Source organism: Xanthovirga aplysinae (assembly GCF_009711365.1).
Classification (GTDB): Bacteria; Bacteroidota; Bacteroidia; order Cytophagales; family Cyclobacteriaceae; genus Xanthovirga; species Xanthovirga aplysinae.
The window spans coordinates 1-14,265 of record NZ_SMMB01001247.1; the positions used below are offsets into that span (position 1 = coordinate 1).

Here is a 14,265-nt window from a genome sequence, read left to right on the forward strand (position 1 = left end):
GGATAGAAACCAACCAATCCAGGTGCTTTAAATCAAATTTAATCTTATTTAGGGTTTTTTCAATCATGATTTAAAAATAGAATTAAATCTTAAATGATTTAGTCTTAAATCTGGGTAGCTTTTCAGAAATCCTTTCCGACGTACTTCTACAAAAATCACCAAAATGAAAGAGATTCAAAACATTGTTGAACTTTATGATAGCCTTGATTTAGATAAACACCAATTGGCTTTGGCCACAGTAGTGAAGGTTATAGGGTCTTCTTATCGGCAAGCGGGAGCACGGATGATGATTGTCGATGATGGCCGATGGGTGGGATCAATTAGTGGGGGGTGTTTGGAAGGAGATGCTTTGCGAAGGGCTCGAAAGGTAATGCTCAATGGGAAAGCCGAAATTATCACTTACGATACTAGAGAAGAATCAAACACGGAGGTGGGCTTGGCTTTGGGGTGTAATGGAGTAATTGAAGTATTAATTGAACCAATAGATACCAATAGGGAAATTAATCAGATTAGCTTACTAAAATCACTTTTGGAATTTAAAAGCCATGGAGTACTCGCTACAGTTTTCAGGTCTGACAATCCTTATTTGGTTCGGATAGGAGAAAGGTTATTGTTAAATCCCGATCAGGAATTGAATAGTGCCCATTGTTCCTACAAGTTACAGGAAGCCTTGGAAGAAGATATCAAACAAGTTAAAATTAGTAGAAAACCTCAACTGAAACCTTATTACTTTCCTCAAGGGAATATAGAAGTTTTTTTTGAAATAGTTTTGCCCCCTATTCAACTAATGATTTTTGGGGCCGGCTTTGATGCAAAACCTTTAACGGAATATGCGAAATCTTTAGGATGGAAAGTTAGCATCAGTGATGAATGTATCGCACACCTTGCACCCATAAATTTTCCCTCAGCTGATCAGATTATCTTATGCAAGAGGAGTTATGTCAGGAAAAATTTTTTTGTCACTCCATATACGGCAGTAGTATTGATGTCCCACAACTATAAATATGATAAAGAAGTATTGAAACAAATTTTGCCAACCCAGGCCGGGTATATTGGAATATTGGGGCCTCGGAAAAGGACAGATAAAATTTTTCAGGAACTTGAGGAAAAAGGTATCACATTTTCTGAAGAGCAACAAAACCTGATTCATAGCCCTATAGGTTTGGATATAGGAGCTAGTACACCTGATGAAATTGCCCTATCCATTATCACTGAAATTCTAGCAAAATTTTCTCACCGATCAGGAGGTTTCCTTCGCAATAAAAAGGGACCAATTCACCAAAGAAACCAAATGAACGACCTTACTTTTAGAAAGGCTTAGCTGATTAAATCATGGAAAACGGGAATAGCCCTCATATTTCTTCCTTATTATTAGCCGCTGGAAATTCTAGCCGGATGGGTCAATCTAAACAATTATTGGATATTAATGGGGAGTCGTTAATCCGGAAAACCATAAAAACGATCCAAAACTCCAATGTACATGATACCTTGGTGGTGTTGGGAGCCAAGGCATCTCTTCATAAATCTCAAATTAATGATTTAGGGGTTAATAAAGTGGTACATGAAAATTGGAAACTAGGTATAGGAAGCTCTTTGAAGTTTGGATTGAAAAAGTTACAACATATACATCAAAATTTGCAGGCCGTAATCATTTGCGTTTGTGATCAGCCTTACCTGAATTCTTTTCATCTTAACCAACTCATTTATGCTCATGTCCAACTAGGTCATAAGTTGGTGGCCTCCACCTATCAAGACACATTTGGCGTTCCTGCTCTTTTTCATAGAGATTATTTTGATCAACTAAAAAAACTTAATGATAAAAAGGGAGCTCAGACCTTTCTAAGAGAAAATAATAGTCAAGTCTTTCCCATTCGTTTCCCAGGAGGTGAATTTGATCTGGATACCCTATTAGATTATGAAAATTTTTGCAATAAAGAAGAGTATCCTGATTCTACCAATAGCTTAAAACCATAGTAATAATTTGTTTATAAATCATTCATTAAAATGGCAGATATAGAAGTAAACATTAATGGGGCAAGCAGGACCATAAAAGGTGTAGCGGAAGATATGCCCTTACTTTGGGCAATAAGAGATATTCTGATGCTCAATGGAACTAAATTTGGTTGTGGGAAAGCTTTGTGTGGTGCATGCACCGTTCATATGGATGGTAGGGCTATACGTTCTTGTATTACCCCTGTAGGCTCTGTGGAAGGGAAAAAAATCACGACCATTGAAGGGTTATCTGAAAATGGCGATCACCCTCTGCAAAAAGCCTGGATGGAGGTAAATGTCCCTCAATGCGGTTATTGTCAATCAGGACAAATTATGAATGCTGCAGCTTTTTTGAATGATAACCCCAACCCTAGCGATGAAGAAATTACCAAAGCCATGGCTGGAAACATTTGTCGTTGCGGAACCTACACCAGAATTAAAGAGGCTATTCAAATGGCGGCAGAGAAAGGAGGGATGGGATGAAAACGGAAAAACTCAAATCTGGAATTACCAAAATCGACCGAAGGAGTTTCCTTAAAACTAGCACCGTGAGCATGTCGGGCCTTATTTTGGGAATGCATATCAGCTGCTCCAGGCCTCAGAAAGAAGAAGAAAGAGAAAAAGCTTCCTTTGAGCCCAATGTTTTTCTGACTATTAATGAAATGGGTGATATCAATATCATTGCCCATCGTTCTGAAATGGGACAGGGAGTGAGGACCGCTCTTCCTTTGATTTTAGCAGATGAACTGGAGGCAGATTGGAAGCGCGTAAATGTAGTACAGGCAGTGGGGGATAAAAAGTATGGGGATCAAAATACTGATGGATCTTTTACTGTTCGCATGTTTTATATGCCTATGCGAAAAGCTGGTGCTTCTGCCCGAATGATGTTAGAGCAAGCGGCGGCTAATATTTGGAAAGTAGATGTGGCCGAATGTAGGGCAAATAATCATGAGGTGGTGAATAAGTCTTCTGGAAAAACTTTAAGCTATGGAGAACTGGCTGCTGAAGCTTCCAAGCTAGAGGTGCCAAAAGAAGACCAGGTTAAATTAAAAGAAAATAGTGACCTTAAATTAATTGGCAAAAGTACTCCTATTGTCGATCTTGAGGATATGGTGACGGGGAAGGCGCACTATGGAATGGACACTCATATTGATGGGATCAAAGTGGCATTAATTGCCAGACCTCCTGTAGCAGGTGGAAAAGTAAAATCTCATAATGCTGAAAAAACAATGAAGGTGCCTGGGGTAGTTAAAGTTCTGATTTTGGAGTCTCCAGGGTTTCCAACTGGTTTTGATCACCCCTTGGGAGGAGTGGTTGTGGTGGCAGATAACACTTGGTCAGCAATGAAAGGCAGAGAGGCTTTAGAAATTGATTGGGACGATGGGGTTAATGCTGATTATGATACAGATATTTATATCAAAGAGCTAAAGCAATTGGCTCGGAAAAAAGGCAATAGCAGAAGAGAGCAGGGTGATGTGGACAAGGCTTTTGAAACTGCTAGTCGAAAATTGGAAGCTTCCTATGTTTTGCCTCATTTGTCCCATGCTCCAATGGAACCTCCTAATGCGGTTGCCCATTTTAAGGAAGGAAAATGTGAAATATTTTCTCCTACTCAGCATCCTCAATGGGTTCGTTCTTCGGTTGCCAAAGCTTTGGGAATTGAGGAGCAAAACGTTACCGTAAATGTTACTTTGTTAGGTGGAGGATTCGGAAGAAAGTCCAAACCCGAATTTTCCGTAGAGGCCGCTAAAATTTCTAAGGAAAGTGGTCTTCCAATAAAATTAATATGGACCAGAGAAGATGATATAAAAAATGACTTTTACCATGCCTGCAGTGTCCAACACGTTAGAGTGGCCTTGGATAAAGATAATAAAGTTACGGCCTGGAATCATCGTTCATTATACCCAAGTATTGGAGGAACAGCTGATAAATCGGTGATTGAACCTTCTGCTGGTGAAATAGGTATGGGGTTTGTCGATTTTCCTTACGATATTTCCAATATTCGTTGTGAGACCAATAAAGCTGAAACTAAAACGAGAGTCGGTTGGTTGCGTTCTGTTGCCAATATACAGCAAGCCTTTGCCGTGGGTTCCATGCTCGACGAAGTAGCAGTGGCTCGAAAAATGGATCCTGTAAAAAACCTTTTGGACCTCTTAGGGTCGGATCGGAAAATAAATTTTGACAAGTTGGTTAGCAAATTCAGTAATTATGGTGAGCCCCTTTCTGCCTACCCTTGGGATACCAGTAGACACCGAAAGGTTATTGAATTGGTAGCAGATAAATCTAATTGGGGAAAATCACTGCCAAAAGGACAAGGCCAGGTAATAGTAGCACATCGTAATTTCTTAACATACGTTGCATGTGTAGTGGAAGTAAAATTTGAAAATGGGAAAATGACAATTCCTGAGGTCCATTATGCTGTGGATTGCGGCAAAGTAATTAACAGAGATCGTGTTATATCTCAATTTGAGGGGGGAGCTATCTTTGCTTCCAGTGCAACCCTCAAAAGTGCTATCAGTTTTAAAAAGGGAAGGGTTCAACAGAATAATTTCAATGATTATCAAGTAGCTAGAATAGCTGATGCCCCTGAAAATATTTATGTGCATTTGGTGGATAGTGAGGAAAGCCCTACAGGAGTGGGAGAGCCACCCGTACCCCCTTTCTCTGCTGCCCTATGTAACGCCATTTACAAAGCGACAGGAAAGAGAATAAGAGAATTGCCTATTCAAAAAGTGTAGTGTGTGAATGATTAATTTTTCTAGGAATTTAAAGCACCGCCTGAAAACGGTGCTTTGTTCATTTATAGGGATATTTTTGGAAAGGTTTGATAATTCTTTTATGAATTTGCAATGAAGTCATTTGATCTTAGTTATTATACAAATAAGTATAAAAAAGGGGGGAAGTTTTGGTTTATTTAATGGATTTCATTCTAAAATGGATTAATTCCACTACATGACCCTTCATTCTAGAATAGGTTGAATACAGTTTAGAACTTCACCTTTTGTACAATAAATAATTTATTTAGAAAAATAAATTACAAACTAAAGAGCTTAAGAGGGGAGGATAGAAAATGAAATCCTAGCCAAATTTTTTCAACTGTGGATTTTTCTTTAAACTGCAGTGCTAACGTCTAATTTTTTAACCTTAAATAATTTAGGTTTGGTAAAAAATAAGCATTGGGCAATTTATACCACTGACCTTTTTGATAGCAGAAGATTTTCTCATGAGATTTCAAGAAGGGTGTTAGAAGAATATTTTCCTGAATTGATTGATAAAAAAGGGGAATTATTTTCCAATGCTATATTGGATCAACTAATTGAAGAAGAAAGTCGTCATGAAATCTTTGAATTAACAGAAAAAGAAATTCGAGGTATCCGAACTTATTCTAGTGGAGAACAAAAGAAAGCTTTATTAGAGTACTTATTAGCCAAGAATCCTGATTTTATTATCCTAGACAGTCCTTTTGATAATTTGGATAAGCAATCTCAGGAAGAATTAAAACAAAACCTAAAAGATTTGGCTGAACGGTTGTCGATCATCCAGGTTTTGAAGCGAAAGAGTGATATGCTTCCCTTTATTAATGAGGTGATCCAGATAAAGAATGACGAAATAACTTTTTTCGGTAGTAGAGAAAAATTTCTTCAACAAGGTGCAGGAGAAGAGAATTTTTTCTTCAAAGGTATTATTCCTTCTCCTGAAAATGCATGCGAGGAAATCCCAAACCCTTTGATAAAATTTACCAATGTTTCAGTAAAATACGAAGACCGTCAAATAGTCAGAGGGATTAATTGGGAAGTGAAAAACGGGGAATTTTGGCACTTAATAGGCCCCAATGGCTCAGGAAAAACTACTCTACTTTCACTTTTAACAGGTGATAACCCAAAAGCTTACGGACAGGATTTGATGTTATTTAGTAGAAAGAAAGGAAGTGGCGAAAGTGTGTGGGAAGTCAAGAAAAACATAGGCTATTTTACTCCTTCTATGACTCAGCTTTTTCGTGGCAGGCACACCTTAAAGCAAATGGTGATTTCCGGATTTATGGATTCTATTGGACTTTATCAAAGGCCTTCCACCTTTCAAAAACAATTGGCTAACCAATGGATAGAGTTATGTGGCTTTTCTCATTTAAAAAGTCAGCCTTTTGTTAAACTCTCAAAGGGACACCAATGTGTGACTATGATTATTCGTGCCATGGTAAAACATCCGCCCCTCCTGATATTAGATGAACCCTCTACAGGATTAGACGATTATCATGCCTCTATGGTAGTGGCTCTGATCAATAAAATAGCCAAGGAAAGTGCAACTTCCATAATTTATGTTTCTCATCGGTCAGAGCCAAAGCTAAAGCCAGAATTCACTTACGAGTTGATTCCTGGTGGTTATGGATCAACGGGAAGGGCTCATGATCATAGGAAAAATTTAATAAATGAAATGTAAGTACCTTAGAGAATTCTAGGGTTCCAAACTTGGTGTTTTTCAAAGGTTCCCGTCCTGATTTGGAAAATAGTTGTTTTATAGCTTATGTTTGGGCCGAACATTTTTGTGTTTAACCAATGGATCTTTTATTCGCAGATGAAAGGGCACCATTGTTTAAAAGTTTGAGAAAAATATTTCCACCTTCCATTATTCTCTCATGAGTCTCCACTTTTTTCTAATCGCAAATTAACAGGCATAAAATATTAACAAAAAAAGCCTTTTAAAACAACTAAAAGGTAGTGAAAATGGCACATTTATTAATAAATTAAAAGCTAACAAAACACAATTTTATATTGAAATAGTTAAATATTATAGGTAATATAATATTTCGTTTCCATTGTTAATCTATCAAAAATTGAATCTATGAAATTAAAAAAAGTGCCTGCAAAAAAGAATAGGAATACTTGGTTACTCTTCACCATTTGGATATCTATTATTTTCATTCTCTTATTAATTAAAATAATCCTCTAAAGGATTGTATAAACTAGGATCTAAATGGGATAATGGATAAAGAGGATAGAAGTTTTTAGGAGGTAAAATGGGGAAGAGGAATTATTTTTTTCCTAAATATAGTTAGGAGAAATTATTCATTACCCCGAATTCTAAAAATGACCAGGGATAAATTACTAGATAACTTTTCTGAAGGTCAACTTTGTAAATCAAAAAACCTTAACTTTTAAAACTTTAGTACTTAGTTCACTTTTAAAATTAATCCATACCCATTTATATATTTCAGACTCTTCAGGAGTTGGTTTCTGTCAGTTATTCCCACAGGCAATTTTTATCCTTATTTTTATTTCAGGAATTTATGTATTTAAACCATTTGAAATAAGAATAGCATCTCTACAGGTACTTTTTGGTTTCTAATGTTTAGTAGGCGGATAAAATCACCGGAATTTTAAAATGAATAAATGATTTATAATTTTAATCCCTACATTCACATTTGACATTGATAATGTGGGGAATAAAATCTTGTTTATAACTTCCAATATGGGTGAAATGAATTATAAGCCTAAGGGAATCAATTTGGCATGAGAATTTATAATCAAGAAGCGAAAATTAATAAAGAAATAGTAGAGGAAGAGAATAGGATAATTAAGGCTTACTTGTCAGGAAGTGGAGAATTTTTCGCCAAAGAAGGTCATAAGCTTCTTTAAAGTGGTAAGGGAAAATGACTATTTTCTAAGACACCATGGAATCTATCTGTTCTTCTGTGAATCTTTTCAAATGAAAAAAGTATTCAATTTTATAGAATATTTAATCATACTATTATTCCTTTTAATAGGTAACCTCTTTCTTTTTGAATGGTTATGTAGACTGCATTATTCCTATAATTCCGAGGGGAGATATTTTGATGAAAAAAGTGGAATAACTTATTCCGCTGATGGTTTACCGGCATATGGAATACTCTCCACTATATTTTTGACCATTGGAAGCATACTCTCTTTCTACTATCTGGCTAAAAAATGGAATAGAAGAATTGAAAAGTCTTCTAAAAAAGTTTTGAAAAAGCCTTCCTGAGCTTTTATTTTAATAGATAAAGTTTGGCACAGGCTTCAGCATCTGATAAGGCTTCGTGGTGATTCAAAGCAATATTATTTCTCTGACAACAGGTAGCCAGGTTGGCAGGTTTGTAACCCTTTTGACGGTAAATCTTCAGAGTACATTCCCATCTAGGAGATAATAAGAGCTCGTCATAATCTAGGGAATAATAAGACATGGTATGAGAGAGCACTCCCCGATCGAAAGCTTCGTTATGTGCTACAATAATTCTCCCTTCTAATCTTTTTTTGATTTCGAAATATATATCCGGAAAAATTGGGGCATCCTCTGTTTCTTTAGGAGTGATACCATGTACATTAATGTTTCTCCAGAAATATGCATTTTCAGGAGGTTGGATCAATGTATAATATTTATCAGTGATTTGACTGTTTTCAACGGTTACTATTCCCACAGCACAGGCACTATTTCTAGCCCCAGTGGCTGTTTCAAAGTCTATAGCGGTAAAATTCATCTTCTAGTAAAAAAACAACAGAAATATCTTTTGATTATATTCCTTCAAAGAACCTTAATTTTTCAGATGTTTCAATTCGAAGGCCAAAAAAATAATCTAATTATATCTTTTCTCAAATTCAAAGTGTAGTTAAAAAATTAAGCAAAAAACCAAAAATCTTCTTTTGGTTGCTTCCCCCACATTTTTAATTGTTCTCTAATTTTAATTTTTGCCTCCGGAGAAGTGACCACAATTATAATTTGCGGATTTTCCAGGTCAGGGATAATATTGAAATCTTCCATTTTAATACCGTATACATCTCTTCCTATTTTATTTGGATTATCACATACCCAATGTATTTCTTCCTTGTATTTTTTAAGGAGTTTAGCCATGTCCTTACCGTTACGTCCCGCTCCCCAAAGTACCAGGGGCCTTTGTGAATTGCGGTCCATTTCATAGAAATAACGTATTTTAAGGTCGAAGTACCGATTATCTTTGTATTCCTCCCAGGTTCGGGAGATACGGTTGGATCGGTCCCGCCAATAATGTAAGACGCTGTCTATTCCAACTACTTTAAGTCCTTCCCGGTAAAATCGAAAACAGAGATCGTAATCTTCTGGGTACACCTCAGGTTCAAAAGCTCCAGCACGGTCGAAATCTTCTTTATGGATGATCCAACAATGGGATGGAATAACACACTCCTGGTATATTTCTTCATAGTGAACACTTCGCTTTGCTACATCATTTAACCAACGTTCATAGCGGCGAAAACCGTCACCTACTTCCCCTTCGTCTACAAAATGTTCTGTTCCTCCAGCAATGATGGTTCCTTTTCCATATTTCTGCCATTCGTTTACTAATAATTCCAATTTGTAATGCGGCATTTTATCATCGGAATCCATGCGATTTATAAGTGTTCCACGGCATTCTTTGTAACCTTCCTTTAAAGTGGGAATGAGCTTGTGTCGCTTGCTATTGAACACCCGTATGCGTTGATCTTTTTTTGCATAATCCTTCAGGATTTCCGAGGTACCATCGCTGGAATGATCATTTACAGCTATTAACTCCCAATGGGGATAACTTTGGGCCAGGATAGAATTTAAACAAGCAGGTAAAAAAGGTGCCGTATCTTTCACGGCCATTATTATAGATACTAAGGGCGTAGATTCTGTAGTTTGGATCATTAAGGAGAAAAAATTAGGGTTCTTTAAAAAATCAATATTTGATTCGCAAATCTTTGGTATTCTCTTGTTTTATCAAAATGGAATTTAAAAAATCCTTCTGAATCAGTTATGGTTTTGGGTGAATGGCTTCAATAATTACAGTCATAAACCTTAATTATGAATGATATCATCGCTTTGACGTTAATTGACTTTTGTTGTAGTATTTAATTGGAATCCCGGGGTTTCAACTTTGAGAATCTTACTTCTGATTAAGTAATGATTATAATTAATCTTCTTGAAACCACACTTCAGGAAGTTTTTCGGTAATTTCAATGGAATCAAAACGAGAGGTTTTTCGACTTCCTACTTTTTTTACCCATTCAGCCATCTGAGCCAGTCCTGTATTTAAGGGGGTGAAAGTTTCTTCCTGAAGGTTGAAAACTTCCTTTATTTTACTGTGATCGGCATAGGCATGCATTACTTCATTTCGGGCTTCTACATACTGAAGTCTACCTTCTTTGCTCATAGCTTCCATGGTAGCTATTGCCAGCTCTTCGATGGTATATTGCTGATCCCCACCAATGTTAAATACCTGATTATAGGCACTATCAGTTTGGACAGATTGAGCGATATAAGGGGCAACATCATCTATGTAACTGAAAGCACGGGTTTGTTTCCCATCTCCAAAAATGGTCAATGGTTTATTTTGTAATAATTGATTCATGAAAATTCCGATCACATTTCTGTAGCGATCGCCGATGTTTTGAAAGGTTCCATAAACATTGTGAGGTCTGAAAATGATGTGATTCAAGCCAAACATATCATGGGCGGATTTTAAATCCAGCTCAATAGCATATTTGGCAATCCCGTAAGGATCCTCCGGTTGAGGTGTGATGGCTTCCCGCATTGGCAAGGTATTGGTGCCATAGACGGCAATGGAAGAAGTAAAGACAAAGCACTTGATATTGTGTTTAACAGACTCGTTGATCAGGTTTACACTACCTATTAAATTATTTTGGTAGTTGAAGTTCCTAATAAAATGGCTTAAACCTTCTGCTGCATAGGCAGCCAGGTGATACACATAGTCAAATTGATATCTTGTAAAAAGCTTCGAGACTAATCTGGCATCTATTATGGAATCTTCTACAAAAATTGCCTCTTTGGGTACATTACTTCTGAATCCCCCACTCAGGTCATCTAGTACTACTACCTCATGATCCATTTTTAGAAGATGATTTACCACATGAGTTCCAATAAATCCGGCCCCGCCCGTAACTAATGACCTTTTCATACTTTATCCCTATTTTCCATAATTTTCTTTTCTGGGACAATAGATTAAAAACCTCTGGAGTCCCCTGCTTCTATTTGTTGGGGCATGAATATACCGGAATAAAGCAGACAGAGCAAATGGCTTGGATTAAAAACAAAAAAGGAAAAGTGGGGCATTTAAAAAAGTGCTGAGAATTAGAAATTAAATGAAAAGTCATATTTACTCGAAAGAAAGACTAATCAAATTACGAAATCATTTTTTGGCGCGGGAAACGGCCCAATAAAAAAAATAAATTGCACCTTATCTGGGATTCTGACTTTTTTTCTACATTTGTCCCTCTGTTGCAAAGCCTTGCGATAGTCGAAAGGTTGTTTTCTAGTATTCATACTTCAAAAAAACATTTTAAAGAATAAAAACATATGGCTAAAGTACTGATTATCGGTGCAGGAGGTGTAGGACGAGTAGTTACTCAAAAATGTGTATCTGTTCCTGAAGTATTTTCAAGCATAATGCTTGCAAGTCGTACTAAATCAAAATGTGATGTAATTGCTCGTGAAGTTGGGCAAGGTAGGGTGGAAACCGCACAAGTAGATGCGGATAATGTACCGGAATTGGTGGAGCTTATTAATCAATTCAAACCTGAATTGGTGATTAATGTAGCCCTCCCATATCAAGATTTAACGATCATGGATGCCTGTTTAGAAACAGGAGTGCATTACTTGGATACAGCTAATTATGAGCCAAGAGATGAAGCCAAATTTGAATACAAATGGCAGTGGGCTTATCAAGATAGATTTAAGGAGAAAGATTTAACCGCCATTTTGGGGTGTGGATTTGATCCCGGTGTAACTAGCATATTTACTTCTCACGCTGCCAAACATCATTTCGATGAAATTCACTACCTGGATATTGTAGATTGCAATGGTGGTGACCATGGAAAAGCATTTGCCACGAACTTTAATCCAGAGATCAACATCCGTGAAATTACCCAAAAAGGAAAGTATTGGGAAAATGGACAGTGGGTAGAAACAGAACCTTTTGAATTTAGGAAGGAGTTGAATTATCCAAATATTGGTAGCCGAAGCTCTTATCTTTTATATCATGAGGAATTAGAATCTTTGGTTAAGAATTTCCCAACGATAAAACGGGCACGTTTTTGGATGACCTTTGGAGATGAGTACCTTACTCATTTACGTGTGATTCAGAATATTGGAATGTCCCGCATTGACTCTGTTAAATATAAGGGCGTGGATATGATTCCTCTGGAGTTCCTAAAGGAAGTGCTTCCTAATCCAGGTGATTTAGGTGAGAATTATACAGGAGAGACCTCTATAGGTTGCAGAATTAGAGGAATAAAAAATGGAAAGGAAAAAACCTATTACATTTGGAACAATTGTAGTCACCAAAAGGCGTTTGATGAAACTGGAGCTCAAGGTGTTTCTTATACGACAGGTGTGCCAGCTATGTTAGGTGCAAAGATGTTGTTGACTGGCCAATGGAAAAAACCAGGGGTATTTAATGTGGAAGAATTTAACCCTGATCCTTTCTTAGAAAAACTGGGTGAATATGGTTTGCCTTGGCATGAGGAATCCAATATAGATATTGAAGTTTAATAATTAATTAGGAATTAAGAATTGGAGATTTTGGAAAGTAGTGATTATATGCTGACAATATTTCCAATTTTTAATTCTTAACTTTTAACTCTTTTTCATGGATTACGATCAAATTCCCTCCCCTTGTTTTGTGCTGGATGAGGCTTTGTTGAGAAGAAACCTTGAATTGATTTCCAAGGTGCAGGAGGAAGCAGGAGTTGATATTATTTTGGCATTCAAAGGTTTTGCCATGTGGAGTGCTTTTCCTTTGGTGAAGGAATACCTGAAAGGGGCTACTGCCAGTTCCTTACATGAAGCCAAGCTGTGTTTTGAGGAAATGGAATGTTTGGCTCATGTCTATTCCCCAGCCTATTTACCGGAGGAATTTGAAGAATTGATGAGTTATAGCAGCCATATCGTATTTAATTCCATTGGGCAATACGAACAATTTTACCCCTTCACTCAAACGTCTGCTCACCCTATTAGTTGCGGCCTTCGGGTAAATCCAGAGTATTCCGATGTGGATACAGATCTTTATAATCCCTGTTCCCCTGGTTCACGACTAGGGATTACAAAAGAGAAATTTCCCTCCATTTTACCCAAAGGAGTTGAAGGGCTTCATTTTCATGTGCTTTGCGAGTCTGACTCCTATGGTTTGGAAAAAGCACTTAGGGGTTTAGAAGAGCGATTTGGAAGCTACCTGCATCAGGTGAAGTGGGTAAACATGGGGGGAGGTCATTTAATGACTAGGAAAGATTACGATACGGATCATTTGATTCAGCTATTAAAGGCTTTTCAAGAAAAATATCAAGTTAGGGTTATTCTGGAACCAGGAAGTGCTATTGCCTGGGAAACGGGCATTCTTAAGGCCCGTGTTTTGGATATTGTGGAAAACAAAAAAGTGAAAACAGCCATTCTAGATGTTTCTTTTACGGCTCACATGCCTGACACTTTAGAAATGCCTTATAGGCCTAGTATTGAAGGAGCAAAAGAACCCCATGAAAATAGTGAACACCTTTATCGTTTAGGGGGTATAAGTTGTCTTTCGGGCGATTTTATGGAAGAATATGATTTTGGAAGAGCATTAAAAGTTGGAGATTCTATCCTTTTTAAAGATATGATCCACTACACTATGGTAAAAACTACTACTTTCAATGGGGTTAAACATCCTTCCATAGGAATTTGGACAGAAAACCAACAATTTAAATTAGTGAGGGAATTTTCTTACCATGACTTTAAAGGTAGGTTATCCTAAGAGGTAGGAAATTTTAAACTGGAGAAATTTATTTTTCTCCAGTTTTCTCTATTAGCAGTGTGATATTTTATTGTAGATTATCGGCTAATTGGATTATTAAATACAATTAATTTTCTTGAACTGGAATCTTGATCAAAATAAATTGAGGTTTCTATTCATGCACCTGACAAGCTTCTAGTATATTTCCATCCGGATCGTAAAAATTGAAAAAGGTAATCACTCCATCTTTTGTCACTTCATCGGCCTGGACTCCCTTTTCAGTTAAAGCTGCACGAGCTACTTTAGCATCTTGTGTTCTAAAAATAGGATAAGAAGCCGTGCCCTTATTTTGATTAATGGGTTCGCTGGTTTGCCAAAGGGTCAAACTTGTTGGACCTCCCGTGTCCAAAACCACGAGTTTTGCTTCCATATCCTCCCAAATTGTTTTTAATTCTAATTTTTTTTCATACCAGGTTTTTGATTGTCCAATGTCTTTCACCCGCATGATTATGGTATCAATTCCTTGTAAAGCTTTTTCTTTTGTT

At 37.0% G+C, this 14,265-nt stretch carries 13 protein-coding genes; 9 read left to right on the forward strand and 4 right to left on the reverse strand.

Annotated features, from left to right (window positions below; genetic code table 11):
* The first annotated feature begins 163 nt into the window (after positions 1-163).
* The 7 genes from E1171_RS18960 to E1171_RS18985 all read left to right on the forward strand — a co-directional run bounded on the left by E1171_RS18960 (position 164) and on the right by E1171_RS18985 (position 7,989).
* Positions 164-1,321, forward strand: coding sequence for an XdhC family protein (locus tag E1171_RS18960; protein ID WP_155207631.1), 1,158 nt, complete (start codon positions 164-166; stop codon positions 1,319-1,321).
* Positions 1,322-1,332: 11 nt separating this feature from the next.
* Positions 1,333-1,974 (forward strand): nucleotidyltransferase family protein, encoded by a 642-nt coding sequence (locus tag E1171_RS18965; RefSeq protein ID WP_155207632.1) that lies wholly within the window; start codon positions 1,333-1,335, stop codon positions 1,972-1,974.
* A 30-nt stretch (positions 1,975-2,004) separates the two neighbouring features.
* Positions 2,005-2,475 carry a (2Fe-2S)-binding protein gene (locus E1171_RS18970; protein WP_155207633.1) on the forward strand — a complete coding sequence of 157 codons (471 nt, stop codon included), beginning with the start codon at positions 2,005-2,007 and terminating at the stop codon, positions 2,473-2,475.
* Entirely contained in the window at positions 2,472-4,730 is a 2,259-nt protein-coding gene (locus tag E1171_RS18975; protein WP_155207634.1) for a xanthine dehydrogenase family protein molybdopterin-binding subunit, read from the forward strand. Before E1171_RS18970 ends, E1171_RS18975 begins: the two co-directional genes overlap by 4 nt.
* A 421-nt stretch (positions 4,731-5,151) precedes the next feature.
* On the forward strand, positions 5,152-6,429 hold the full coding sequence (locus E1171_RS18980; RefSeq protein ID WP_155207635.1) for an ATP-binding cassette domain-containing protein: 1,278 nt from the start codon (positions 5,152-5,154) through the stop codon (positions 6,427-6,429).
* A 1,070-nt stretch (positions 6,430-7,499) separates the two neighbouring features.
* The gene (locus E1171_RS24670; protein WP_281347220.1) at positions 7,500-7,625 is read left to right on the forward strand and encodes a hypothetical protein; all 126 of its coding nucleotides are present in this window, start codon (positions 7,500-7,502) and stop codon (positions 7,623-7,625) included.
* Between the two features lie 70 nt (positions 7,626-7,695).
* Entirely contained in the window at positions 7,696-7,989 is a 294-nt protein-coding gene (locus E1171_RS18985) for a hypothetical protein (RefSeq protein WP_155207636.1), read from the forward strand.
* A gap of 4 nt (positions 7,990-7,993) precedes the next feature.
* Here E1171_RS18985 and E1171_RS18990 read toward each other — a convergent pair whose 3' ends face one another.
* From E1171_RS18990 to E1171_RS19000, 3 genes are all read right to left on the reverse strand, one after another.
* Positions 7,994-8,482, reverse strand: coding sequence for a 3'-5' exonuclease (locus tag E1171_RS18990; protein WP_155207637.1), 489 nt, complete (start codon positions 8,480-8,482; stop codon positions 7,994-7,996).
* Positions 8,483-8,619: 137 nt separating this feature from the next.
* The gene (locus E1171_RS18995) at positions 8,620-9,645 is read right to left on the reverse strand and encodes a glycosyltransferase family 2 protein (protein WP_155207638.1); all 1,026 of its coding nucleotides are present in this window, start codon (positions 9,643-9,645) and stop codon (positions 8,620-8,622) included.
* A 265-nt stretch (positions 9,646-9,910) separates the two neighbouring features.
* Positions 9,911-10,915 (reverse strand): NAD-dependent epimerase/dehydratase family protein, encoded by a 1,005-nt coding sequence (locus E1171_RS19000; protein WP_155207639.1) that lies wholly within the window; start codon positions 10,913-10,915, stop codon positions 9,911-9,913.
* A gap of 398 nt (positions 10,916-11,313) precedes the next feature.
* Here E1171_RS19000 and E1171_RS19005 point away from each other — a divergent pair, with 398 nt between their 5' ends.
* Together E1171_RS19005 and nspC are read left to right on the forward strand one after the other, a co-directional pair.
* On the forward strand, positions 11,314-12,507 hold the full coding sequence (locus E1171_RS19005) for a saccharopine dehydrogenase family protein (protein ID WP_155207640.1): 1,194 nt from the start codon (positions 11,314-11,316) through the stop codon (positions 12,505-12,507).
* A 97-nt stretch (positions 12,508-12,604) separates the two neighbouring features.
* Positions 12,605-13,741: a carboxynorspermidine decarboxylase gene (gene nspC, locus E1171_RS19010; RefSeq protein ID WP_155207641.1), complete on the forward strand. Its 1,137-nt coding sequence runs from the start codon at positions 12,605-12,607 to the stop codon at positions 13,739-13,741.
* Between the two features lie 151 nt (positions 13,742-13,892).
* Here nspC and E1171_RS19015 read toward each other — a convergent pair.
* Positions 13,893-14,265 (reverse strand): VOC family protein (locus E1171_RS19015; RefSeq protein WP_222931544.1); only part of this gene is annotated, 373 nt, incomplete at its 5' end.